Genomic DNA, 24,958 nt, shown 5'->3' with positions numbered 1-24,958 from the left:
ACTTTGCTAACTCCCGGTACAGTTATCAATGCCCCAGAAATGGCGGTGTTAGCAACTGCCCAGTGCATTCAAGTTCCTGTGTATCGGCGGCTGCGGGTGGCAATTTTTTCTACGGGTGACGAATTGGTATCGCCTGACGAAGCTTTGGCACCGGGGAAACTGGTAGACTCGAATCAGTATGCTTTGACAGTTTTGTTGGCACAAATGGGATTTGAACCGATTCGATTGGGCATTGTTCCTGATAATGAAGAGGCGTTAAACAAGGCGATAGCCGGGGCTGTTGCGACGGCGGATGTGGTGCTTTCTACGGGGGGCGTCTCGGTAGGAGACTACGATTATATTGAGAAAATATTAGGGGATTTGGGAGGAAAAGTTCACGTTAGTTCTGTGGCGATTAAGCCGGGTAAACCTTTAACGGTTGCTGGGTTTAAACGAGGTGAAAAAAATCAGGATTCGCCGAGTTTGAGTTCGGATTGTCTCTATTTTGGTTTGCCGGGAAATCCGGTTTCAGCTTTAGTCTGCTGTTGGCGTTTTGTTGTGCCTGCTTTGAGAAAGATGTCTGGGCTTGCCCCTAATGCTTGGGGGCCGGAGTTTGTCAAAGCTAGGTGTAATGCTGAATTGCGATCGCCCGGCCGACGCGAAACTTATATTTGGGGTAAACTGCATTTAGTTGCCGGAGTCTGGGAATTTGAACCTGCTAGCGGCAGCCAAAATTCAGCGAACTTAATTAACCTCGCCAATACAAGTGGTTTAGCAGTTTTGCCACCAGTGGAAACCGGGATTTTACCAGGCGAATTCGTAGAGGTTTTAAAAGTTAGTCATTAGTTAGTTGTTATGGGTTATTTGTTATTGGTTCGGTATAAGTTACTGTAAAATGTTAACAACTAAGTAATCTTCCTTCTTCTTTCTTCATTCGTATTATGAAAATTTTAATTGTTGAAGACGATCCGATGATGCAACTGGGATTAGAGCAAGTTTTAGCGGATTCCCCAGAAATAGAAATAGTAGGACAAGCAGAAGATGGCTATTTAGGCGTAGCAGCCGCACTGAAACTCAAACCTGATATTATTGTGATGGATATCGGTTTGCCACGGCTCGACGGCATAGCAGCGACGCAGCAAATTAAAGCACAACTGCCAGAAGTTCGAGTAGTAATGTTAACTTCTCACACGGCAGAAACTGAAATTATTGCTGCCCTTTCTAGTGGGGCTGATGCTTATTGTATTAAAGGTGCTTCTGTAGATAGGCTGTTAGCAGCGATTGCAGCCGCAGCAGAGGGAGCTACATATCTTGACCCTCAAATTGCCCGGACGGTCATCGAACACCTCAAACCCCCGATACCTGCCTCTACAACTACTTTTGGTCAGTTGTCACAGCGGGAATTGGAGGTCTTAAAATTAATGGTGGAAGGTAACAGCAATCCGGAGATAGCAGCGGCGCTTTACTTGAGTCCAAATACTATTAAAACTCATGTTCGCGGTATTATGAATAAGTTGGCAGTGGATGACCGCGTGCAAGCAGCCGTTGTAGCGCTGAGAACTGGATTGGTGTAAAGAAGGAAGTTCGGCAACGGATTTAACGGATTTAACGGATGGATGTTGATGGAAGAGGGTAGTTCGGAAACGAATTGTTTGACGGACTTAACGGGGATCGGGAAGAGCTTCGAGGGCAGAATTCTTAGTGGCAAATTGCTAATTACCACTTACTAATCAGCAATTTCCAATTTCCAATTTCCAATTATCAATTACTAGCAATTTGAGTGATATAATGTATGTCTGAGTGGATAGAAATCGGTAAAATTGTAGCAGCTCAAGGCTTGGACGGGGAAGTGCGAGTCTATCCGGATTCGGATTTCCCGGAAAGATTTCTCGAACCGGGGAAGCGGTGGATTTTGCACCCTAACAAAAGTGAACCGGAGCCGATCGAGTTTTTGGGCGGTCGTTACATTCCGGGTAAAGGGCTGTATGCCGTAGAGGTAGAGGGTGTCGAGGACCGCGATGGTGCTGAGGCGCTGCGGGGCTGTAAGTTGTTTGTTGAAAAGACCGATCGACCTTACCTCGAACCTGATGAGTTTTACGTCCAAGATTTGATCGGTATGGAAGTTGTGAACCAGTTAACCGGAGAAATCCTAGGCAAGGTAAGTGATATTATTCCCGCAGGTAACGACCTTTTAGAAGTAGAAACGAATCTAACGCCGCCGGAAACTGCCGTCGCAGAATTAGAAAAGCCAAAACAGCCGGAAACTCCCAAAGCCAACGCTGACCCCAGAAATACCCGCAAACCACGGAAAATTCGCGTTAAAGAGCCTAAATCCACAAAAATATTGATTCCTTTTGTGGAAGAGATTGTGCCAATTGTGGACTTAGAACAAGGCAGAATTGAAATTGTGCCTCCTCCTGGTTTGTTGGAATAATATCATGTCCGGTCGCTCGACCGGACATGATATTAGTTATTAACAATTCCCAATCCCCAATTCCTAATGTCCACTATTATCTTTTCCTCTATTTGTAGACCGCACTATCAAGTAACTGATGGAAAGCGCGAAAATTGCAATCGCCAAACCAATCAAGTCGGCTGCGGTTTTCTTTTCCAGGTCAAGAATGATGATTTTTCGAGATACTGCTATCAAGGAAGTTACAATAACTAGCTCTACTTGAATTACGTGCTTTTTCAGATAAGCTGTAATATTTTCCAATATTTCTAAAGCAATTAAAACATTTAAAAATAACCCAAATATGACAAACAACGTGTCTTTTAACAAATCATCACTGTGGTTTACCCATTCTTTTCCTAAAAAAATCAGCAAATCGCAAACGCTGAGGAGAATTACCCAAATCATCGCGAGTGATAAAATTTTCGATATTATTACTTCTACACTTTCTGTAAAATGCAGAAATTGTTCCTCATTTCCTAACTTAGAAATTTGCCTAAATATTTTTTTCAGCATACCAGTGATTTAATCATCATTCTTGATGATTTTGTCATTGTTCGGTACACTTTGCAAGCGCCAAACTCTGCGAGTGCGTAGTTGCACGGCGGGAACCGGGCACTGGGGAAGGAGGCTCTCTCTGCCTGTTATATTTTATAGTTCGGGTCAGCTAGGAATCGATCGCACGCCCTCGAACTCCTAATTAATAATTTTTGCCATAAAAAAGCCTCAAACTATTGTCTAGCAATAGTTTGAGGCTTTTAAGGCGCGGTACGACCACTGAACTAACTATCTATTCTCCACAGAGAATGATTGTTTACTCTCAGCTTGCTCCGACGCAATATACAATATAGCTAAAAATTTAGCTCGGGTGGTTTAGTAGCGACGAGAATTGCCACCGCGATCGTTGTTACCCCAGTTACCGCTGTTAGAAGAACCACGTTCTTCGCGGGGTTTTGCCTTATTGACCTTGAGGTCGCGACCCATCCACTCAGCACCGTCAAGAGCCTCAATGGCTGCGGCTTCTTCGGCTTCAGTAGACATTTCTACAAAAGCGAAGCCCCGCATCCGACCTGTTTCCCGGTCAGCAGGCAACTGAACGCGCTTTACTGTACCGTACTCTCCAAAAGTTTGGTTGAGGTGCTCCTGCGTTACTTCGTAGGATAAATTGCCGACATAGATTGACATTGAACATTCTCCAGAATCAGAGTGTGTAGAGATTTAAATCCGGAGGAACGCCGATCGAACGAACTGTACTGCCGAAAATAAAGCCTTGTAAAACCATTATAGCACCTTGAGGTGCAAACGGCAATTGTCTGACTCGATTAATTAAAAAGAAAGCAGAAGCTATTCGCCAGAAGGCATTCTGCGGAAGCAAAAACCCCCAATCAAAGAAGGAAAAACTCACAATACATAAATTTACATAAATTTAATTTTCCTTATTCCCTGGCTCTGCCGGGGAAACGCAGTTTTTAGGCTGCGTAATGGCCTAACGATTTTAGGTTTTAGATCTGGGATGTGAGATTTAAGATTTATGTATAGGGTATGTCCGGATTCAAAATTGCTCGATCGAGAGAGGTTGTTACCCCAAAAAACGGATACAAGCCCGGGACTCCTGTCGGGAAGAGTGCAAAATTTTAGACTCTTGTTCAAGAACCCAGATTCATGTGTGGAGTAAATCTCCAATAGTTCGACTGAGCGCGATTGACTGAGCGCTCCCCAAACGTATCGCCGAACGTCCACCACGTTCCTCCCGATGTCTAAAGCCTGGGGCTTCCGGCTCGTTCTTCGGTGATTTGTAACATCCCGTAGTTGGACGGCAGCTCAAGAAGTGACGGCAAGGGTGGATTTTGCCCAATTAAATTCCCCAACTTCTGCGACAACTTCCGCAGCAGTGTCTGCCCCAACCAGGACCAACTGTACCGCACAAGCTTTTAACTCAGGCTGTTTGGAATCTGGACAGCTTGCAGCATGAGTCATAGCATTGGCTTCAGCACCTTCAGCCCAGAGAGAACCCCAGTGCATCGGTACAAATAGCGTACCTGGGGCGATCGCCTTTGTGACTTTTGCTGGAAACTGCGCCTTACCGCGGCGCGATCGAACTTCCAGCAAATCTCCCTCCTTAATCTGCAATTTGGCAGCATCGCGGGGGTGAATTTCCAAAAACGGATCGGGGTGCAATTGATTAATTTTCTCTGTTCTACCCGTCCGCGTCATCGTGTGCCAGTGTCCGTAAACTCTCCCTGTCGTCAACACAAACGGATAATTCGGATCGGGAGGTTCTGACAGTCCCCGGGAGTGATATGCCGAAAATCTCGCCCGCGCGTCAGGAGTGTGAAAACGCCTGTCAGTATACAGCCGTTTCGCTTCGTTCGCTGGATGCACACCCTCGTTTTCCCGGCAAGGCCACTGCTGGGGGCCTTGTTGGCGGATGTATTCGTGGCTCAGACCGGTCATGTCGCAAGGCTGGCCGCGCGTCAACTGGGCGTACTCTGTAAAAACCTCCGCACTGTTCTCGAAAGCAAAGTGTTCGGCAAAACCCAACCGCCGTCCCACCTCGGCGAAAATCCTCCAGTCGTCGCGGGCTTCCCCGGAGGGAGTGTCGAAACCGGGACAAAGCGTCACCCGGCGTTCGGAATTCGTCATTACTCCGGTTTTTTCGCTCCACTGCGTTGCCGGCAGCAGGATATGAGCGTAGGCCGAGGTTTCAGTGGGATAGTAAGCTTCTTGATAAATAGTAAAGGGCGATCGCAGCAAAGCGGCTTTAGTGCGTTCCAAATCCGGCATACTCACCACCGGATTGGTAGCTGCAATCCACAGCAACTCGACTTCGCCAGTTTCCAAACCGGTAATCATCTCCCAAGCTGTGCGGCCCGGATTCGGGGAAATGCTTCCCGGTGCGATTCCCCAAAACTCCTCGACTTGGGTTCTGTGTTCGGCATTTTTCACAAATCGGTAGCCTGGGAGCAAGTGAGACAGTCCTCCGGCTTCCCGCCCTCCCATCGCGTTTGGCTGGCCGGTGAGGGAAAACGGGCCGCATCCCGGTTTGCCGATTTGACCGGTCATCAAGTGCAAATTAATCAGCGATCGCACCTTTGCCGTGCCTTCCGACGACTGATTCATCCCCATCGACCACAGCGACAAAACCCGCTGCGACTGTTCCCAGTAGTTGGCCGCCGTTTCTAACTCGCCCACAGTAATGCCGCAGCGCGAGGCTACAAACTCCGGCGTGTAGCTGCTAATAACCTCAGCAAAAGCTGAAAAATTCGCCGTGCATTCTTGAATAAATTCAGCATCTATTGCTTGCCTGCCTAACAGCAAATATGCAATTCCGTTAAGCAAATCTATATCCGTACCTGGTTTAATTGCTAAGTGCAAATCCGCCGCTTCTGCAGTCGGAGTCCGCCTTGGATCTACCACAATCATTTTGACATGGGGATGCTTTTTGTGGTATTTTGCTAATCGATTGAATACGATCGGATGACATTCCGCTGTATTGCTGCCGATAATAAAAGCGCAATCTGTTAATTCTAAATCGTCGTAACAGCAAGGCGGCCCGTCCGAGCCAAAGCTTTGAACGTATCCAGAGACTGCTGAAGACATACACAAGCGAGAATTAGCATCAAAATTATTAGTCCCCAGACAACCTTTCATTAGTTTCTGGGCAATATAATAATCTTCTGTTGCGAATTGACCCGAACCGTAAACGCACAAAGCATCGGGGCCGCTGGTGCTGCGAATTGTTTGGATGCGGTTAACAATTGCATTGAGAGCTTCGTCCCAGCTAGCGCGGCGGAAGGGTTGGTCGAGACTATCTCGCATCATCGGATACATTAGCCGATCGCTCCGAATCGACTCTGCTACGGTTGCTCCCTTAATACAAACCATGCCCTGGCTCGATGGGTGACTGCGATCGCCCCGGACTTTCCAACTTTGTTTTTTGTCGGCTACAACTTCTAGACCGCAACCTACACCGCAGTAAGGGCAAAGAGTTTTTATAGTTTCCATCTGGTGATTTTAGATGCTAATTTTTGAAAGCTAATGGGTAATTCGTAATTTGTCATTATAGTCGGAACTGAGGGCTCCTGCAAATAACGTGTCAATCATTACTAAATTTCCGCATATATGCTTCCTAGAAACGGACAATACCCTGAGTTAAAATTACCCGCTTTCTTAAGAAAAATCGCGCTCGCTCTCGCTTGCATTCAGCTTTTTGCTGCTACTAAATCTTCCTCTAGTTGAGAAAAGTTTAACCTAACTCTTATCACCCCCAGAATGGGGGCTAGGAGGAATTATTGCCTAATTCACACAGCGCCCAGGTACTACTTTTGACCTAGTTGTTGATAGTAATGTGAGATTGAGTGCGGGAGTATTAGGTCGGCTATTTCTCTGATTTAACTTCAAATACGCCACCGTTGGTGGGGCTAAAAGTTACTTGGAAGTCAGCAGTTTTTTCAGCGCCTGCTGTGGCGCCGGCAGGAGTTTGCAAAACAGGCAGAGGAGTTTCTTTGACGAAATCTTTAGCTGCTTTATTTGTGGGATCGAACTGTAGGATATCGCCGTTTTGTTTTACTTTGACCCGATAAGTCAAGCTTTCAGTAAATGTCGGAGTTGTTCTCCAGGTTTGGTCGATTTGTGCATACAATTGCTTTCCGATCGCATCGAGTTCGGCTGGGTCAGAAATTTCTGATGTGGCACTGGTTGCTGCATTGGGCGCGGCGGCGGTGTTAGTGGCAGCAGCGATGGCTGCAGGGCTGGCATTCGGTGCAGGACTTGCAGCAGCGATGGCTGCAGAGCTGGCATTCGGTGCAGGACTTGCAGCAGCGATGGCTGCAGGACTTGCAGCAGCGATGGCTGCAGGGCTAGCAGTCGGTGCGATCGAACTTGCTGGGATTTGCGGGCTGGGGGGTGAACTCACAACCGCCGCCGCAGTCGCCGCCTGCGGTGCAGTTTCTTCTAGTTTCGCTTGCTTTAGCTGGCTAGAAACAACAGACATATTGACGGCAGCTAAAGTAACCATTGCTACGAACCACGAGGCTGCCAGGAGGCCGCGTTTGATCGGCGAAGCTTCTGGGGGTTCGGCAACGTGAGACACAAAAGGTGCAGGTGCGATCGGCCTGTCAGCAACCGCAGGCTTTTTGCTAGCAGGTAAAGGCATCGGTAGCGCGACGGCTTCTGTCTCCGAGTCCGTTGCTTCACCTTCTTCGTGGTGCGCGTAGCGAGAAAACAGGAACTCCAAAGCAAAGTTACGCAGTTCGTAGTATTTCGGGTCTTCCATAATCCGCGCCCGGTTGCGGGGACGGCTGAACGGAACGTGCATATCTTCGCCGATGGAAGCTGCTGGCCCGTTGGTCATCATCACGATGCGATCGGCCAAAAACAAAGCCTCATCAATATCGTGAGTAATCATAATGACGGTAATTTTTTCCTTCCGCCAAATTTTCAGCAATTCTTCCTGCAACTCTTCTCTGGTAATCGGGTCTAGAGCTCCGAAAGGTTCGTCCAAAATCAACAGTTTGGGACGAGTTGCCAGAGCTCTGGCGATCGCCACCCGCTGTTTCATCCCCCCGGACAATTGGCCCGGTCTTTTGTTACAAGCTTCGGTCAGCCCGACTAATTCCAAGTGTTCCTTGACGATCGTATTGTGTTCGTCTGTGGACTTTTCCGGGTAAACATTTTCAACGCCGAGGTGAATGTTTTCCGTAGCAGTCAGCCATGGTAGCAGCGAGTAGTTTTGAAACACCACCATGCGATCGGGGCCTGGTTCAGTAATCTGCGAACCTTCCAGGGCTACTTCTCCGTTTGTCGGCCCGTTAAATCCCGCAATCATATTCAGCAAAGTTGATTTGCCGCAGCCAGAGTGACCGATCAAACAAATAAATTCGCCTTCATTAATAGTCAGGTTTACACCGTCGAGAACGACGTAAGGGCCTTTAGGAGTTTCGTAGACTTTCGATACGTCTTTAATAGTAAGAAAGCCTTGCTTGGGCGTTTGAAGTGTGGTTGTTTGGGGGGTTTTGAGAGTTTGCATATTTTCAGGAGGGGGATTTTGGGTTGGGGAATTAGACATGACAACTTTCGATTGAGAATTTGAAATTAGGGAGTTAGGAAGTGGAAAATGTGGAGTCTTGTTTCCTAATTTCTTGCTCCTCATTCCCTCTTCCTATTTGCTGGTTATGCTGGCAGTTTGATGGAACATTGACTGCCTATTTGTTCAATTAAAATTTCTTCAATGCGGAGGGCGCGCTTAATTTTGACATTTTGAAGATACTGGATCGGGTCGTCTAGATTAAACACAGTGCCGTCAAATAGCTCGATCGTCCGGCGATCTCTGGCGATATCCGGCAAACCCAATTCGCGCACTGCTTGACCGAAAACATCGGGCCGCAAAACTCGATCGACCACTTCCACCCAGTTTTTCGGGAACGGGATCAGCCCCCAGCGAGCCATCTGCGCCATCACCCACACCATTTCTAGGCGGTCTGGACAATTGGTTTTGTCAACGTAGAACTGGTTGAAGTTGTAGAGCATTTCTGGTTCTGCCTCCGTACCGGAGTTGTACGGGTCGAGGAACCCCGGACGGATATCTTTCGGATCGGCGCCGATGTATTGTTCTTGGCTGATCAATGCTAGGACTTCTTCGCGGTTGCGGCGGTCGTCGCAGTAGTCGCAGGCTTCCAAAAGCGCTTTGACGAGGGCGAGGTGGGTTTGAGGATATTTCTGAGCCCAATCTTCGGTAACACCGAGAACTTTTTCGATGTGTCCGGGCAAAATATCGAGGGAACGGGCCATGACAAAACCCGTACCGCTGTTGACTGCGTGGGAGTTCCAGGGGTCGCCTGAACAGTAGCCGTCAATGTTGCCTGCTTTTAAATTCGCTACCATCTGGGGGGGCGGAATCACGGTCAAGCCCACGTCGAGGTCGGGGTCGATACCGCCGGCGGCCAGCCAGTAGCGGAACAGCAGATTGTGCATGGAGGCGGAGTGTACCATGCCCAAGGTGTGAACTTTATCGGGACTCTTGGCGATCGCGGCTTTGAAACCCTCTAATGTCCGAATGCCTTGTTTGTAAAGGTCTTTGCTGAAAATAATCGAATTGCCGTTGCGAGACAGCGTGAGGGCGCTACAGACGGGCACAGGGACTTCACCGTCGAGCCCCAACAGCATACCGATCGGCATTCCTGCGACCATCTGCGCCGCATCCAGCCGTCCTTCGGCGACTCCTTTGGCGATCGCTTTCCAGCCCGGTTCGCGGCTGAGAGTAACTTCTTCCAAGCCGTGGGCTTTGAAAAATCCTTTTTCTTTAGCTACTACTAAGGGGGCGCAGTCGGTGAGGGGAATAAAGCCGATGTCGAGGTTGATTTTTTCCAGGCCGTTGCGGGCGATGACAGCGGGCTGTTGTTTGGCCCGGCGCTGTTTGACCCGCTTTTGCTGGTTGAGGAAGTAAACCATTTCGTTACGCAGCGCGTAGTAACTCGGATGGTTGACAACTTCCATGCGCTTGCGGGGGCGGGGAATGTTCACTTCGAGGATTTGCCCGATTTGCGCTTCCGGGCCGTTGGTGAGCATTACAATGCGATCGCTCAGTAATAAAGCTTCGTCCACGTCGTGAGTAACCATCACGCTGGTGACTTTGCTTTCTTCGCAAATTTTCATCAACTGGTCTTGCAAACCGCCGCGAGTTAAAGCATCGAGGGCGCCGAAGGGTTCGTCTAGCAACAGCAATTTTGGGCGAATCGCCAGGGCGCGGGCGATCGCCACTCTTTGTTTCATCCCCCCAGAAATTTCGCCCGGGCGTTTGTCAGCGGCGTGTCCGAGTCCGACTAATTTAATGTGGTGTTCGATCACCAACTCGCGATCTTCTTTAGAGTTACCGCTGTAAATTTCCTCTACCGCTAGGGCAATATTTTCGCGCACCGTCAGCCAAGGTAGCAGCGAGTAATTTTGAAACACCACCATTCTATCCGGGCCTGGGTCGCGGACTTCGCGCCCTTCTAAAGTAATCCCGCCCTGACTTGCTTTGTCGAGGCCGGCGATGATATTTAGCAGCGTAGATTTGCCGCAGCCCGAGTGTCCGATTAAGGTGATGAATTCTCCTTTTTTAATTTTAAGTTCGATATTTTTAAGAGCGATGTATTGCTCTCCATTGGGCAAGTTAAATACGCGGTCAACGTGGTCTACTTCAACAAATACTGACATGGTAATTTTAGGTTAGTTTGTAATTTGTAAGATGCTGATTATTAATTGGGCATTGGGCATGGGGCATTGGGCATTAATTTACGACTAATTTCTACCAGTTTGTAGTTGGCAACCATTCCCCATTCCCCATTCCCCATGCCCGATGCCAGATGCCCAAATTCTATTTCTGTTCTTCCGGAACTACTTTGGAAGCGATGAAACCAACGATTCTGTCTAAAATTAAGCCAACAATTCCTACATAAAGCACTGCTAGAATAACTGCGCTGAGTCGAGAACTGTTGTAAGCGTCCCAGATGAAGAAGCCGATGCCGACGCCGCCGACTAACATTTCCGCAGCTACGATCGCCAGCCAAGACAAACCGATACCAATTCTCAAGCCAGTGAAGATGTAAGGAACTGAAGAGGGGAGCAGGATTTTCCAGAAGTATTTTTGATTGGGGAGGCGCAAGACGCGGGCGACGTTTCTGTAGTCTTGGGGTATTTGTTGAACGCCTACTGTGGTATTAATTAAAATCGGCCAAATTGCTGTAATTAAGATTACGAATAGTGCTGATACTTCGTTAGCTTTTACCCCCATGCCTTCAAAGGGATTGAACTGTTGAAATACTGCCAGGGCGATCGGCAGCCAAGCCAGGGGGGGGATAGTTCTGAATACTTGAAACAGCGGGTCTAAAGCATCGAACATTAAGGAGTTTGTGCCGATCAGGATTCCCAAACTGATGCCGAGAACTGCTGCTAGAGTAAAGCCGATCGCCACCCGCTGCAAGCTAGCCAAAATTTGCCAGAACAAGCCTTTGTCTGTACCGCCGTTGTCGAAGAAAGGATTGATAATCAGATTCCAGCTTTCTTGGACAGCTTTGATTGGCCCGGGCAAGGTGGATGAGGCATCGTGGCAGAGGATTTGCCAGATTATGAGCAGAACTGTAATTGCTACCAGCGGGCGGATGATTTTTCTGCGGTTTTTTTGAACCTGATCCAGAACGAAATTTACTGGATTTTTGCTTTTAGTAACAGCGAGGTTTGTTGCCATTTTTGTTTTGCAGTATTGTGAATAATCGATTATTTGTAGATACTTTGAACAGAGTTGAGCAGGTTTTGACCCTGGAACGCACCCTGCGTTTCACTCGGCCCAACACCGTCAATTTTAGGTATTTGTCAACTGTCAACAGTCAACTGTCAACAGTCAACAAACTAATTATGCTTTTTTGATTGCCAGACCATTCAGATATTCTTGTGGTTTTTCTGGGTCAAACTTTACGCCGTCAAAGAAGGTTTCAACACCGCGAGAAGTGGTAGTAGGAATTTGGGCGGCGGGAACGCCAAGTGCTGTCGCTGCTGCTTTCCAAATATCTTCGCGGTTAACTTTATCAACCGTGGCTTTGATGTCGGTAGTTGCCGGCATATAACCCCAACGAATATTTTCAGTTAAGAACCAAGTATCATGGCTCTTGTAGGGATAAGAAGCATTATCAGCCCAGAATTTCATCGCCACTGGGCTGGCAGCTTCAATGCGGCCGGTACCGTAGTCAATTTGACCCTTAGAGCGACCGATAATATCTGCTACTGGCACTTTTAACCACTTATCTTGAGAGATTATTTGGCACATCTCATCGTGATTTTCTGCCTTGTCGCACCACTGCTGGGCTTCCAGTACGGCCATTGTTATTGCTTTAGCAGCTTTGGGGTTTTTCTCAACCCAATCTCCTCTTAAAGCGAAAGCTTTTTCTGGGTGGTCTTTCCAAAGTTCTCCGGTTACTAACGCGGTGTATCCTACCTTTTGAGTAACTAGCTGAGCATTCCAAGGTTCGCCTACGCAAAAGGCTTCCATGCTGCCAGATTTCATGTTCGCTACCATTTGGGGCGGGGGTATGGGAATTACGGAAACATCTGTATCTGGATTAATACCGCCGGCTGCTAGCCAGTAGCGCATCCACAAGTCGTGGGTGCCACCGGGAAAAGTTATAGCAATTTTTTGATTGGCGAGGGCTTCTTTGAGAGGTTTGCTGTCAGTACCTACTTTTAAATCTAGGTATTTTTTGCTGAGGGAAATTGCTTGACCGTTAGTATTTAACCGGGCAACAATGTTCATCGGCACTGGCTGATTGCCTTTGGTAATAGTGCCTAATGTCATTTGGTAAGGCATCGGGGATAAGATGTGGGCGCCGTCAATCCCACCTTTTTCGGAACCGAGTTCTAAGTTGTCGCGAGTAACTGGCCAAGATGCTTGTTTGGTAACTTGTACGTCTTTCATCCCGTACTTGGCAAATAACCCTTTTTCTTGGGCGATGATTAAGGGTGCTGAGTCGGTGAGGGCGATGAATCCGAGTTTGGCTGCGGTAACTTCTGGGGCATCGGCAGGGTTGATGTTGACTGCTGGTGCGGCGCTGGGTGATGCGCCGCTGGGAGTTGCGCTAGAGGTGGTGGAAGTGGAAGCGGAACTGCAACCGTGGGCGAGAAGGGTGCCGGCTGCTGTTGCTCCAGCGGTGATGATGAATTTTCTTCTGGAAAGGTTGCTCATTTGTCTTGAATTGTTGTTGTACTTTGAGATCGTGGAAATGTGAGATGTGAGATTGATTCGCGACCTTCGCATCGCATCTCACATTGTGAGATTAGGCGTCGATCGACACTTTGCCGATCGCCCGGGCGCTGCAAGCTAAAATGAACCCTGGTTCTAAGTCTCGGGCCGCGTCGGGTTGGCTGTCGTAGACTGTTTGGCCTTCTAGGAGTTTCTGCTGGCAAGTGCCACAGCTTCCGGACCGACAATTGCTGTCAAGTTCGACTCCGGCCCGTTCGGCAACATCGAGAATGAACTCATCTTCGCTGCAAGGAACTTCTTTGCCCGATCGAGCGAAAATGACAGTAGATGTCTGAGGTTTTGCTGCGGGGACTGCCGTTTCGTCCCTGTCAACCGTCAGTTGCAGTTGCCGGTTCAGCACAGCTACATCCCCTGTAATCTCTTTGGGAACTGCCCCAAACTGCTCGACTAACAATTGATGCAGCACTGGTTTGAGGTCTTCGCAAGGGATGCTTTTTTGGACGCAAGTACCCAAATGAGCGTCTTTTCCGACCGTGCCTCCCATGTAAATGTCTACACCTTCGAGGGTTTTGCCATTCTTGCGAACTTTTGTTCCCATCAAACCGATGTCTGCTACTTGGGGTTGACCGCAGGAATTGGGGCAACCCGTCCAGTGAATTCTGACCGGTTTGGGAACTGACAGTTCGGCTTCGAGTTCCTCAATCATTGCCACGGATCGGCTTTTGGTTTCGATGAGGGCAAAGTTGCAAAACTTGGCGCCGGTGCAGGAAACCAAGGCTCGCGTCAGCGGTGCGGGATCGATCGAAAAACGCTGCAACAGCGGTTCTTTGACCAGCGATTCAATCCGCGAGTCGGGAACGTTGGGAACAATCACGTTTTCTTCCACAGTGAGCCTGAGCTCGCCGCTGCCGTAAACCTCGGCGATTCGGGCCAAATCGAACAAATCGGATGCTTGCAGCCGTCCGACTGGAACGTGCAGCCCTACATAGTTGAGCCCTGATTGTTTTTGGGGGTAGATGCCGATGTGGTCGCGTTTGTCCCAGGTGATTTCATCTTTGGGCGCGGCGGCGGGCAAAGTGCGACCTAATTCTTGTTCGACTTCGGCTCGGAATTGTTCGATTCCGAGTTCGTCAATCAGCCACATCAGCCGCGATTTTTGGCGGTTTGCTCTCGGGCCTTGATCGCGAAACACAGTTAAAATTGCTTTGCACAAATCTACAACGTCGCTGGGACTTGCCCATGCGTTGAGAGGAATTGCAGCTTCGCAGCGTTTGGCAGAGAAGAAACCGCCGACTAAAACGTTAAAGCCGATGTTGCCATCTTTGTAAGCGGGTACGAAGGCGATGTCGTTGATTTCTGCGTGGACTGAGTTGTCGCGGCAGCCTGCGATCGCAATATTAAACTTTCTCGGCAAATTTGAAAACGCGGGGTTGCCTTCGCCGCTGTTCGTAATCATGTCTTGGACTTGGTTCACCAGTTCCCGCGTATCTATCAGTTCGTCGGCGTCCAGGCCCGCGACTGGGGAACCCGTGATGTTGCGTACGTTGTCCATGCCAGACTGGATGCTGGTCATGCCCGCTTCTTTGAGGCGGCGGAAGATGTCGGGTACATCTTCAATGCGAATTCCGCGCAATTGCAGGTTTTGTCTGGTGGTGATGTCGGCGCTGCCGTCGTCGCCGTAGCGTTGGACGATTTCTGCTAGCGTTCTGGTTTGATTGCTAGTAATTATGCCGTTGGGCAAGCGCAGCCGCATCATGAATTTGCCGGGAGTTACTGGCCGAAAGAAGATGCCGAGCCATTTGAGGCGGTGCTCGCGATCGGTTTCGTCCATTGCTTCCCAGCCGATTGTGGCGAAGTGGTCGAGTTCGGCTTTTAATGCTAAGCCATCTTTTTCGGCTTTGAGTTTTTCAAACTTGTTCAGGCTCGCTTGGGCTTTGGGCTCTACTGTTTGGGTCATGGGTTTACCCTCGCTGCTGGCTTGTGTGGGGAGGTATTGACTTGGAGCATAAAGTGTGTGTTTCCTGCTAACCTTAGTGACTGTATGGATTTAAAACTGTATATTTAGTTACTAGATGGAATTTCTTTTAAGCATGGTTGGTCTTCTGTAAACTTGAGCTTGACTGGGCGCTGGCTCGAACGTCGCCAAACTATTTACGGTTATAGTTGCTACCGATGATTCGGTCGATCGCTGCGTTTCGATGCACCTTTGTTATGAGCTAATGTAAAGCCCACGATTGTAAATATTCGTAGCTATTTTTACAAAATATTGAGTTTTATGAATATTTCGCATAATGCCGATGCGTTTTATACATGGGAAATGGGTAAAGACACCCAAAAAACCGAAAAATCTCTCTAAATCTTTAGATTTACGACGGAAGAGGTGGAAATTGGAATATCTAAGATTAATGTTGTGAGTGCGATCGCAGACTTAAAACAAGATCGTCACAACATTAGAGCGGTCGCTGTCACACAGTTGGCCTCAAAACATCACATTATGTGCTATGCCAGCGTCACTATTAATTTTCGGAGAACGAGAGATGATATAAGCATCGAATTCAGGGAATGTCTCATGCTTTTAGTTCAACTTATTCCCGGCGCTATTTGCGAAATGCTTGCCTCTGTTAGCGATACGGGTTGTTTGACTTTAGCCGATCGCTACGGCTTGATGGCCGCTGTTTTGGACGACTCTCTCGACGAGGAATACAGACTTTCAATTAACCGCCTGCTGCGTTCTGTAGTGAAGGGAAGAGTCAAGATAGTCAACGAACTGTCGGTGATATGTTAACAGCATTTAAAAATTTGATTGATTTATGCAGGGCTGCAAGTGCAGAGACCGCCGCCCGAGTTAAAAGGAACCCACGATGGCTGCTGCGGATGTAGGGCCGGAAGTTTATTGGCTGTTGTAAAAACGTGGGATCGCTCTTGCCGTATAATTTTTTTGATTATCCAATTCTCGCTTTGGGCAGCACTTACAGAAAAAGTGGTGATTCACAGTTTTGACGCTCTATTGAGAGCCTGTTGGGTGGAACGCTGATGGTAAAATTATTAAAACTGCTGTGCGCGATCGGCATTTGAGGAGTTGGAGGAATGAAGTCATCCCAACCCACGTAATTATAATTATTAGACATCTCCATAAAACCCTGTCTTGAACAGGCAGGATGCCTGTTCCACAATAATTATTGGGTAGGTCTATTGAACAGGGCTGGAGATGACACGCAAGTTATGAAAATTATTAATCAAAAAATCGAAATATTCACAGAAGCAGGCATCGGCATCTACAACATCATGCCCCTTTTTGTCAAAATTCATTGGTAATTGATAAAAACTCAATTAAGTCGAGCGGCAGGAAAAAACAATAATATCTTGTAGGGACCGGTAAAGCCTAGATCTTGAATCGCGGACAGTTTATTGCTGCACTCAACCGCCTAAAACTGGTAGCTGGTTTATTTTCACCTATACAAGGCTTATGCAGCCATACTTTATATTGTGCCTGCATAAATCCTGTATTTAGTTACTGCCATTGGTTAGTTTTTTTAACCAATATAGTTGATATAATGCGATCGCCCGACCAAATTTTTAGCAATATTTTAATATTTTCCGCCGAAATATATGATTGACTGAAAATTTAAAATAGTCGAGCGAGCAGACTTGACAATTTAAGAATGATTCCCAGGGAGCATTTTATGAAATCCATTGCTAAAAACACCATCCGCTGTACTTACTCAGTGGCTATTTTCTGTGTCCTTTTCGCAATACAGCAACAAAAAGCTACAGCAGCAACGCTATCTAACGGCTGGAATTATGCGATCGATTCCTTCAACGACGGCGTGACAGGACCCCAAATAGGCGGCGGGGAATTTGAATTTTACGGCATCGCCATTAAAGAAACATCAGATACAGCTTTCATCGCCATCAATTCTAATCTAAGTTTAGCAGGATATGCCGACCCACTAGCTCAAAGAGGCAACATCAACTACGGCGATTTATTCTTCAGTTTTTCCGGTCAAAACTTCAATACAGCTAACGCAAACGGCAGCTTGTTTGGTATCCGCTTTGCCGAAGGCAATGACTCCGGCGTGGCGACAACAGGCGTTTACACAAATGTTACAGCGAACAACGTCACCCAAACTAACTCTGGCTTTAGCAATTTAAATCAATTCAATACGGTAGTGGAATCTCAAGGCGGAACCCCATCAATGGGCGATTTAGCTGCCACAGATCCCTACTTTGAACAAACAGGAAACTTGACTATTCTCAACTCAATGGCTACGGGTACAAAAGTAGGAGAAATCAATTTTTTAACGCCAGCAACTTTGAGTGTCCTCGGTCTTGATTTCGGTCAGTTTAATGTCGTGGGTTCTCAAACAATTGGATTCAGTTTCAATAAATCATCAATGTCTTCGGGGAACTATATTGCTAACTTTTTTGCCGAGTGCGCTAACGATGCGATCGCTATTCAAGGATCGTTTGAGGCTGTACCCGAACCTTCTACTTGGTTTGGTACTTTACTAGGATTGAGCTTTTTAGGTATTGGCGCTGCCAAACGCAAAAGTAAGCGCAAGATTTCCTAAGTTAGGTAGGGTGTGCATTCAGTACCTTACGAATAGCTGTTATGCACACCTTACTAATAGCCGTAGTACCTCACAAATTACCAACAGTAGAGTAGATTATGGATAGATAAAATGCGCCCAAACATTTCCATCTGGCCCAGCAACTTGATTGACGTAACTGTAGGGATACATCAACTTTCTTCCCTCAGTATCGCTGTAACCAGTGAGTGCATTTCCCCAAGGATCTTGCACGATATAACCCTGAGAATTGTAGCCAATTACAGTAAGAATGTGACCGGCAGCAGTAAAATCTCCGGCTAAAACTACTGGCCGCCGATTTAGCAATTCCGATCGCACCTCTGCCCACGTGCGAGTCGTACTAAAACTCGTCTTAAACCCGTAGGCTTGAATCAGCGCCGAAAGCACACTGTGATCCGTTTGAGAACCCTGGCCGGCATAATCGAAACACCACTGCAACAACTCATCCTCCAACTGTCCGCCCCACTGAGAACGAATGCCGTAATAATAAAGCACCATTGCGATCGAAGTTACGTTGCAAGTAGACCAGTCAAAACGCGGATTGTCCCGCTGCGAAAAATACGGCACGTTCAATTCCACATTGTTCGGAACCGGATCGAAAATTTTATCTCCCCGCTTGAACTGAACAAAACTAGGAAAAACATAACCTGTATTGCCAAAATTAGGCAGTTCTTCAGTCAGGGAAACTTTCAAGTGAGCTCCTTCCGCACCGTAGCTGTTCACGCCGTAAACTCGACCTAAAGGCAGCGTAGTTTTCTCGCTAATGCTCAGGCTACCAGAATCTACCGGCCGTTTTTTAAACACAGTTGCTTGCAGGATTGTCATCGTCAAAGCATCGGGGTCAAAGGGAACTTCTTTGCCGTCTTTTTTAATTTTAACGTCCTGCCAGTAAATAAATCCGATATTGCCGAAACCGGGAATTGGTTGGGCGAGAGTTACTCGGAAATGCCCCAAAATGCAGGCATAACCAGTGATGGCATAGGTAGTGCCTAAAAGTAGGTCAGCAACTTGATTGGCAGGCAGTTTAGATGAATCTTCGGGCTTAGCTTTAATCTGAGTTGTTTGAGTTACCAACAGTTGAGCGCTGACGTTGCTATTGGGTACGTCAGCCAGGTTAAATTTTAGGATTTGAGTACCTTTGGCCAACTGAACGTCGGGTTCATAAAAATAGCCAAAAGTGCCGATCGGCCAAATTGCTGAATCCAGAACCACCTTGAGATGCCCGTCAATAAATCCGTATTTGCTAACTGCCAACGTCTGGCCTGCTTTGACAAAAACTTTTTGCTGATTGTTGAGCCGGGAAGAATCAAGGGGAGCTACCTTAAACAAAGTGTCAGAAACTATCTTTAAGGTCAAACCTTGTCCGACAGTTAGCGGATCGGTAGTTACGGTAATGTAAATTATTTGGCTGCCAGTAACGTTGCCTTTGCTGTCAGTTGCCCGCAACCTCAGCCACCTAGCTCCCGCTACGCTAAATCCTTTAGACAAATTAACTTGCCAAGTGCTGGTCTCTAGGTTTAAAGTGACGGTTAGGGGAAATGTATCCTCAGCTATCACGTCAATTTTTGCTGCTTGTTGCCGATCAAAAGTACCCCGAAGGACGATCGGCTGATTTACTAAAACTTCTGACGGCCCTTGATAAGTTAAATTCACAGCGGGATTAAAAGATTTGCCACCGCGGCTGAATTGCACAAAATCGGGATAAATGAAACCCGTATTGCCAAATTGCGGCAAATTCTCGGTCAGCGAGACTTTAATGTGGCTTTGTTCGATCGAGAATCCGGCAATTCCGTAAATCATTCCCGCCGGCAAGGTAGTTTTTTCTTGGGGTGGCAGGCTAGCGGCATTTATCGGCCGCTTTTTAAACACAGTCGTTTTGATGATTGTCATCGTAACTGCATTTCTATCATACTCAATTCCCCTGCCGTCTCGCAAAATTTGGACGTGCTGCCAGTACAGAAATCCCGAAGTTCCTAGGTTAGGAACTGCCCGAGCAAAAGCGACTCGGAAATGGTTTTCCACGCAAGCGTAGCCAAGAAGATTGAAAGTTTCTCCCAGGTTAAATTGTAACTTCTGAGTCGAGCCTAAAGTTCCAGAATCTACGGGTGTGAACTTTAACCAGGTCTTTTTGATCACCCACAGTAACTGCATTCCAGGCGGCGGGACCGGCAACTCAGCGCGATCGAATATGAGAATTTTTGCGCCTTTGGTGATGAGTACGTGTTTTTCGTAGAAAAAGCCGGACTTTCCTACCGGATTAATTGGATTATTTAGTTGAACATTCAGATGTCCGTCTTCTAACTCGTAGTCAGTAATTTGATAAATTTTCCCTGCTGGTATGTCCGCTTTTTGCAGCTCGTTGAGATTGCTCGCGGGCAGTGTTCCGGCTTTAAATTTGGTATCTGTGAGAGTAATTAACGTGAAAAATTGAGCGGGTGACTGAGAAGCAGGATTAACTTTGATGTTAATTGTTTGTTGGCCGATAACTTTGCCGGTCTTATCAGTTGCCCTCACCTGCACTGTGCGAGTTCCGGCGCTATCGAATCCTTTTTCTAAACTGATGTTCCAAATGCCTCTAGAGAGATTTATCCCCACATTCAGGGCATTTGAGCCTTCTGCTGCTGAAATCGCTGCCACTAGATTTTTGTCAAAAGTGCCAACTAAGACAGCGGCTCTATTGACCTCAATTTCTCGCGGGGCTAAGTAACTTAAAATAATGTTGCTGCTTGTCATTATATATCCCCCTACCTACTTCATTATTCAGCTAAAGCAAGGATAACTTCTGATTTTATTAAACACAATGACCTGAACTAGGACAAAATCGCCCCTATATTCACCCTACGGGCGGTTAATGCCTTTTCCAGCATAAGTTTTTAATTATTGGCGGGAGTGGCGCCACAAATCTAACTTTAGGCGTACAATGAGCGTATTAACCGAATATATGCCTGGTTGAGAGGATTTCTGGTGTAAGTTTTGAGGGAAGGAATTTAGTTCGAGTAAGTTGCTTCCCCCTGTACCCTTAACCCCTCACTTGCTGAGTCAGGACTTACGAAAAAAACCCGGTTCCTAGGAGAATATTGCTTATAGCAACGAGCCATCTAGGAAGAAACCGGGTTTTTAGCCGTTTGGTGCGTGCAGGAGTGTTAGTGCGAGCGGCTAAATTTCGACTAAACTGCGACTAAACTATGGTGACCAGAATATCTTGGGCGTGAGAGTCAACTTTCAGATTTTCTCCTTCATAAACCTGAATAATTTTGCCGGTACCGTCGATGACAAAAGTAACGCGCTTGGCATAATCGCCTTTCTCGACATCGTAAGCTTTGGTAATGGTGCCATCAACATCTGCTAATAGCTGGAAAGGCAAACCGTATTTCTCTGTGAACTTTTTGTGCGATTCCTCGTTGTCTCGGCTGACACCGAGAACTACTATATCTTTTCCCTTGTATTCTTCATGGGCTGCTTTGAAGCTTTGGGCTTGTCTGGTGCAGCCTGGGGTGTCATCTTTGGGGTAGAAATACAAGATTACGGTTTTACCGGCAAATTGGGACAGGGAGACGGTGTTGCCGTTGGTGTCTTTGGCGGTAAATTGAGGAGCGGCACAGCCAATTGGTAATGTCATAGTTTGATTTCTCTTGTTTGGTTTTTATTGCAGTTCCTCAATTTATTTTACTTGGTTCTGTGCCTTTTCAAGAGACAATTGCTAAAAATCGCGTGAAGCGAAGCTATCCCGCTCTTAATCGCCCCCAACTCCATGACGTTAAGCTTTACTGCATTTAATTTGCACCTAAGACGCGGGGTAAGAGTGCCTATTACACGCATAGTTTCAATACTGAGCTCTTGCACCACTGTCAATAATCCTTTTTTGAACAGGACAAGATGCCTGTTCCCCAAAGAGTAGATTTTCTTGTGGAACAGGCATCTTGTCCTGTTCAGGGAAAATAGTGCAATATGTGAGAATAGACATCTGCTTTTTAGCAGATGTCTAATTGAATGTTCGCGGATTCTACACACCAACCGGTTGAGCAGCAGCCATCATAGATGGATCGATCGCAATTCCCAAACCTTCTGCAACTTGGCGGCCGTAATTCGGATCGGCGCGGAAAAAATGGCACAATTGGCGCATCTGAATCTCCGATTTTGCTGCACTCAAACTTTCCACAATGTTAGCGACAAGCCGCTGCTGTGCGTCGGGTTTCATCAAGCGATAGAGGTCTCCTGCTTGGGTATAATCGTCATTTCCCTTACGGTGATCGTAGCGATCGACTTTGACATTTCCTAAGTCCCAAGCTGGGTCAGCATAGACCGAATTTTGCTTCGGGGCATCTTCGTGGCTGTTCGGTTCGTAGTTGGGCCCGCTACCACCGTTATTACCCGGTGCCATGGCGCCATCCCGTTGATAGTGCATCACGGGACACTTTGGTTGATTGACGGGCAATTGCTGATAGTTTGCACCGAGACGGTAGCGTTGAGCATCTGGATAAGACATGATGCGAGATTGCAGCACTTTGTCTGGAGAGAAGCTAATACCTGTAACGACATTAGAAGGAGAAAATGCCGCCTGTTCCACCTCAGCAAAAAAGTTTTGTGGATTGCGATTGAGTTCAAGAATTCCCACATCAATTAACGGAAACTCAGAGTGCTTCCACACTTTTGTCAAGTCAAAGGGGCTTTCGCGATATTCTGCGGCTTGGGCCTCGGTCATTACTTGAATGCAAAACCGCCATTTGGGATAGTTACCTTGCTCGATCGCCTCAAACAAGTCGCGAGTCGCATGATCGGGGTCTTCGCCTTTGATCCGCATCGCTTCTTCTGCGGTGAAATTGTCAATACCTTGCATGGTTTTGAAGTGGAATTTGCACCAAACCCGTTCTCCTTGAGCATTAATTAGGCTGAAGGTATGGCTGCCAAAACCGTCCATGTGGCGGTGGTTTTTCGGCGTACCGCGATCGGAAAACAGAATAGTTATCTGATGCAAAGCTTCTGGACTCAAGGACCAGAAATCCCACTTTGCGTCAGCATCTTTGAGATGCGTTTGGGGATGGCGCTTTTGGGTGTGGATTAAATCAGGGAATTTCAGAGGATCGCGGATGAAGAAAACAGGCGTGTTGTTCCCTACTAAATCCCAGTTTCCTTCTTCGGTGTAGAACTTGATCGAAAAACCTCTGGGGTCACGTTCGGCATCCGCTGAACCTTGTTCTCCGCCTACGGTAGAGAAGCGGAGGAGAACCTGAGTTTGTTTGCCAATTTCTGAAAATAGGTGAGCTTTGGTGTAGCGAGTAATGTCATGGGTGACGGTAAACGTGCCAAATGCAGCGGCTCCTTTTGCATGGACAACGCGCTCGGGAATGCGTTCCCGGTTGAAGTGAGCCAGTTTTTCCATCAGGTGAAAATCCTGCATGAGGATAGGCCCGCGTTCACCTGCTGTCAAGGAATTCTGGTTATCTGCAACCGGAATTCCGCTAGCGGTTGTCAATGTTTTGTCTTCTGTCATAGTAGGTAAATTGATTGCTCCATCCTAAGTATTCTATACCTTTCTGGGGTTCATGTGTTTCTGCGGTGGTAATTCTCAGATGGGCGATCGGGTGTTAAATTATAAGTGTGTTTTCAAAATTTGCTGAGTCAATTAAACTTAATTAACCAATAAAACATGATTGATTTCTACACTGTAATTATCAGAAAAAGTGCTGAGTATTGGGTTTCATTGTGCTTAGAAAATGGATTGGTGGGACAAGGAAATACTCCTGAACAATCTATTGATAAACTCAAACAAGCTATTGAGTTATTTTCCGAAGTATATGAATCAGAATCTGATGTTTATCTCAGCCCTCTTTCTATTAATAAATTACACGAATTTCTGACTTTAGAAGATGCAGAAGCCTCAGACACTTATGAACTTAGGAAAGTTTATGCCTAAAAACCTTCCATCTTTAAAACCTAAAGCATTAATTAAGATTTTAGAACAAAACGGATGTCAGTTTTACCGATAGGGGAAAGGGGAGCATCGTTTGTATATGCGTGAAATTGAAGGCAAAAAAAGGATTGTTCCGATTGATATGGGTGCTGGGGAAATGTCACCAGCTTATGTGTTGCGGATTTTTAGGCAATTTGGGTTTACAGATCCAGAAATTGAGGGGATGATTAGTTAAGTCCGCATTAATATGCTCCCTGGTTGGCTATTTCAACATTTGGAGTAGTCATCTTTTCCACTCAGAAAAGCGATCACGTAAGATGGCTTTTACAGCCAAACTCGTCTAACCTGTCCTAAAATAGAAGAGACATCCTATATTAATTCCCTACCATGTCGATCGCCGTCATTAAAGAACATATCGAAATCACCCCAGGAATCTGTGGGGGAAAACCCCGTATCGCCGGACATCGCATCCGAGTTCAGGATATAGTTGTTTGGCACGAACAAATGGGAATGTCACCAGACGAAATTCTGTATCACTATCCGAGTATTACTTTATCTGATATCTATGCAGCTTTAGCCTATTATCACGATCGTCGAGATGAAATTCGCTCGGCAATCGAAGCAGATGCAGAATTTGCTCGCCAATTGAAAGCTCAAACCCCATCGCTATTGCAACAAAAATTAAAAAATCGTCAACATGGCTAAGATAAAATTTCATCTCGGCGAAAATATAACTCTTGCGATAGGAAATGGATTGCGAAGACGTGGAATTGATGTCACTACAACTCCAGAAGAAGGAATGATCGGGCAATCCGACGAACAACAATTAGCATTTTTCTTGTCTCAAGAGCGAGTAATTTTTACCCAAGATACGGATTTTTTAAGACTGCATCATGCAGGTTAGTCTCACGCGGGTATTGTTTACTGTCCGCAAACCAGTAAATCGATAGGGGAAATTTAGCAAGGATTAGTATTAATTTGGGAGGTAGTGAATGCTGAAGAAATGAACAATCATTTGGAGTATTTGTAAAAATAGGCGATCGCCCAGCGACGATCAGCACTTGCAGCCTGAGTATTAATCATACGCCAGTTGGGACTCTGTTGAGCCTATATCATAATTTAGGTAAATTTGTGAGAAATCTACTCTCTTGACTATAAATAGGTGATGATAAAAATAGTAGCTACTCAAAAGTTCTCGCAATGACTTTTATCCCATCCGAAGCGTTTAAATCTATTAGTTATCCCGATCGCACTGTCAAAAGAGCCGATCGCGCCGTCCGGTGCAGCCCTTTTCA

General features: G+C 46.8%; 20 protein-coding genes and 1 pseudogene. 9 read left to right on the top strand and 12 right to left on the bottom strand.

Annotation, left to right across the window (positions count from 1 at the left end; translation table 11 throughout):
* The 3 genes from QUA45_RS21280 to rimM form a co-directional block, all read left to right on the top strand.
* Window positions 1–825 (top strand): molybdopterin molybdotransferase MoeA (locus tag QUA45_RS21280; RefSeq protein WP_333222036.1); only part of this gene is annotated, 825 nt, incomplete at its 5' end.
* A 95-nt stretch (window positions 826–920) separates the two neighbouring features.
* Window positions 921–1,553 (top strand): response regulator, encoded by a 633-nt coding sequence (locus tag QUA45_RS21275; protein ID WP_015179099.1) that lies wholly within the window; start codon window positions 921–923, stop codon window positions 1,551–1,553.
* Window positions 1,554–1,771: 218 nt separating this feature from the next.
* Window positions 1,772–2,413, top strand: coding sequence for a ribosome maturation factor RimM (gene rimM, locus QUA45_RS21270; RefSeq protein ID WP_333096094.1), 642 nt, complete (start codon window positions 1,772–1,774; stop codon window positions 2,411–2,413).
* 63 nt (window positions 2,414–2,476) lie between these two features.
* Here rimM and QUA45_RS21265 read toward each other — a convergent pair whose 3' ends face one another.
* From QUA45_RS21265 to QUA45_RS21225, 9 genes and pseudogenes are all read right to left on the bottom strand, one after another.
* Window positions 2,477–2,947: a phosphate-starvation-inducible PsiE family protein gene (locus QUA45_RS21265; RefSeq protein ID WP_333096095.1), complete on the bottom strand. Its 471-nt coding sequence runs from the start codon at window positions 2,945–2,947 to the stop codon at window positions 2,477–2,479.
* Between the two features lie 357 nt (window positions 2,948–3,304).
* A complete protein-coding gene (locus tag QUA45_RS21260) occupies window positions 3,305–3,616 on the bottom strand; it encodes an RNA recognition motif domain-containing protein (RefSeq protein WP_332948676.1) in 312 nt (103 codons plus the stop codon).
* Between the two features lie 636 nt (window positions 3,617–4,252).
* Entirely contained in the window at window positions 4,253–6,436 is a 2,184-nt protein-coding gene (locus QUA45_RS21255) for a nitrate reductase (RefSeq protein WP_333096096.1), read from the bottom strand.
* Window positions 6,437–6,809: 373 nt separating this feature from the next.
* A complete protein-coding gene (locus QUA45_RS21250) occupies window positions 6,810–8,498 on the bottom strand; it encodes a nitrate ABC transporter ATP-binding protein (protein ID WP_333222035.1) in 1,689 nt (562 codons plus the stop codon).
* 104 nt (window positions 8,499–8,602) lie between these two features.
* Complete coding sequence (locus tag QUA45_RS21245) at window positions 8,603–10,627, bottom strand: nitrate ABC transporter ATP-binding protein (protein WP_333096098.1); 2,025 nt, start codon at window positions 10,625–10,627, stop codon at window positions 8,603–8,605.
* 160 nt (window positions 10,628–10,787) lie between these two features.
* Window positions 10,788–11,657, bottom strand: coding sequence for a nitrate ABC transporter permease (gene ntrB, locus QUA45_RS21240; RefSeq protein WP_333035909.1), 870 nt, complete (start codon window positions 11,655–11,657; stop codon window positions 10,788–10,790).
* A gap of 165 nt (window positions 11,658–11,822) precedes the next feature.
* Window positions 11,823–13,145, bottom strand: coding sequence for a CmpA/NrtA family ABC transporter substrate-binding protein (locus tag QUA45_RS21235; protein WP_333222034.1), 1,323 nt, complete (start codon window positions 13,143–13,145; stop codon window positions 11,823–11,825).
* Between the two features lie 91 nt (window positions 13,146–13,236).
* Entirely contained in the window at window positions 13,237–13,563 is a 327-nt protein-coding gene (locus tag QUA45_RS21230; protein WP_333096164.1) for a 2Fe-2S iron-sulfur cluster-binding protein, read from the bottom strand.
* 18 nt (window positions 13,564–13,581) lie between these two features.
* Window positions 13,582–15,120, bottom strand: a pseudogene (locus tag QUA45_RS21225) (ferredoxin--nitrite reductase); the annotation flags it as partial.
* A 612-nt stretch (window positions 15,121–15,732) separates the two neighbouring features.
* On the opposite strand from QUA45_RS21225, the gene QUA45_RS21220 reads away from it, so the two are divergent.
* Both QUA45_RS21220 and QUA45_RS21215 read left to right on the top strand, forming a co-directional pair.
* Entirely contained in the window at window positions 15,733–15,948 is a 216-nt protein-coding gene (locus QUA45_RS21220; RefSeq protein ID WP_333096100.1) for a hypothetical protein, read from the top strand.
* Between the two features lie 898 nt (window positions 15,949–16,846).
* Window positions 16,847–17,734 carry a PEP-CTERM sorting domain-containing protein gene (locus QUA45_RS21215; protein WP_333222033.1) on the top strand — a complete coding sequence of 296 codons (888 nt, stop codon included), beginning with the start codon at window positions 16,847–16,849 and terminating at the stop codon, window positions 17,732–17,734.
* Window positions 17,735–17,830: 96 nt separating this feature from the next.
* On the opposite strand, the gene QUA45_RS21210 is transcribed toward QUA45_RS21215, so the two are convergent.
* The 3 genes from QUA45_RS21210 to QUA45_RS21200 form a co-directional block, all read right to left on the bottom strand.
* Entirely contained in the window at window positions 17,831–20,485 is a 2,655-nt protein-coding gene (locus QUA45_RS21210) for a C39 family peptidase (protein WP_333222032.1), read from the bottom strand.
* 445 nt (window positions 20,486–20,930) lie between these two features.
* A complete protein-coding gene (locus tag QUA45_RS21205) occupies window positions 20,931–21,371 on the bottom strand; it encodes a peroxiredoxin (RefSeq protein ID WP_333068093.1) in 441 nt (146 codons plus the stop codon).
* Window positions 21,372–21,755: 384 nt separating this feature from the next.
* Window positions 21,756–23,243 (bottom strand): catalase, encoded by a 1,488-nt coding sequence (locus QUA45_RS21200; protein WP_333222031.1) that lies wholly within the window; start codon window positions 23,241–23,243, stop codon window positions 21,756–21,758.
* A gap of 156 nt (window positions 23,244–23,399) precedes the next feature.
* On the opposite strand from QUA45_RS21200, the gene QUA45_RS21195 reads away from it, so the two are divergent.
* From QUA45_RS21195 to QUA45_RS21180, 4 genes are all read left to right on the top strand, one after another.
* A complete protein-coding gene (locus QUA45_RS21195) occupies window positions 23,400–23,666 on the top strand; it encodes a type II toxin-antitoxin system HicB family antitoxin (RefSeq protein ID WP_333222030.1) in 267 nt (88 codons plus the stop codon).
* A gap of 97 nt (window positions 23,667–23,763) precedes the next feature.
* Complete coding sequence (locus QUA45_RS21190; RefSeq protein WP_333222029.1) at window positions 23,764–23,898, top strand: hypothetical protein; 135 nt, start codon at window positions 23,764–23,766, stop codon at window positions 23,896–23,898.
* 152 nt (window positions 23,899–24,050) lie between these two features.
* Window positions 24,051–24,368, top strand: a complete 318-nt coding sequence (locus tag QUA45_RS21185) for a DUF433 domain-containing protein (RefSeq protein WP_194011686.1) — start codon at window positions 24,051–24,053, stop codon at window positions 24,366–24,368.
* On the top strand, window positions 24,361–24,567 hold the full coding sequence (locus QUA45_RS21180) for a DUF5615 family PIN-like protein (protein WP_333222028.1): 207 nt from the start codon (window positions 24,361–24,363) through the stop codon (window positions 24,565–24,567). The genes QUA45_RS21185 and QUA45_RS21180 overlap by 8 nt, the downstream gene beginning before the upstream one ends.
* Window positions 24,568–24,958 lie beyond the last annotated feature (391 nt).

The organism is Microcoleus sp. Pol12A5, assembly GCF_036701435.1.
GTDB lineage: Bacteria > Cyanobacteriota > Cyanobacteriia > Cyanobacteriales > Microcoleaceae > Microcoleus.
Note: the sequence above shows the minus strand (reverse complement) of the source record. Positions and strands in the feature narration are given on the sequence as shown.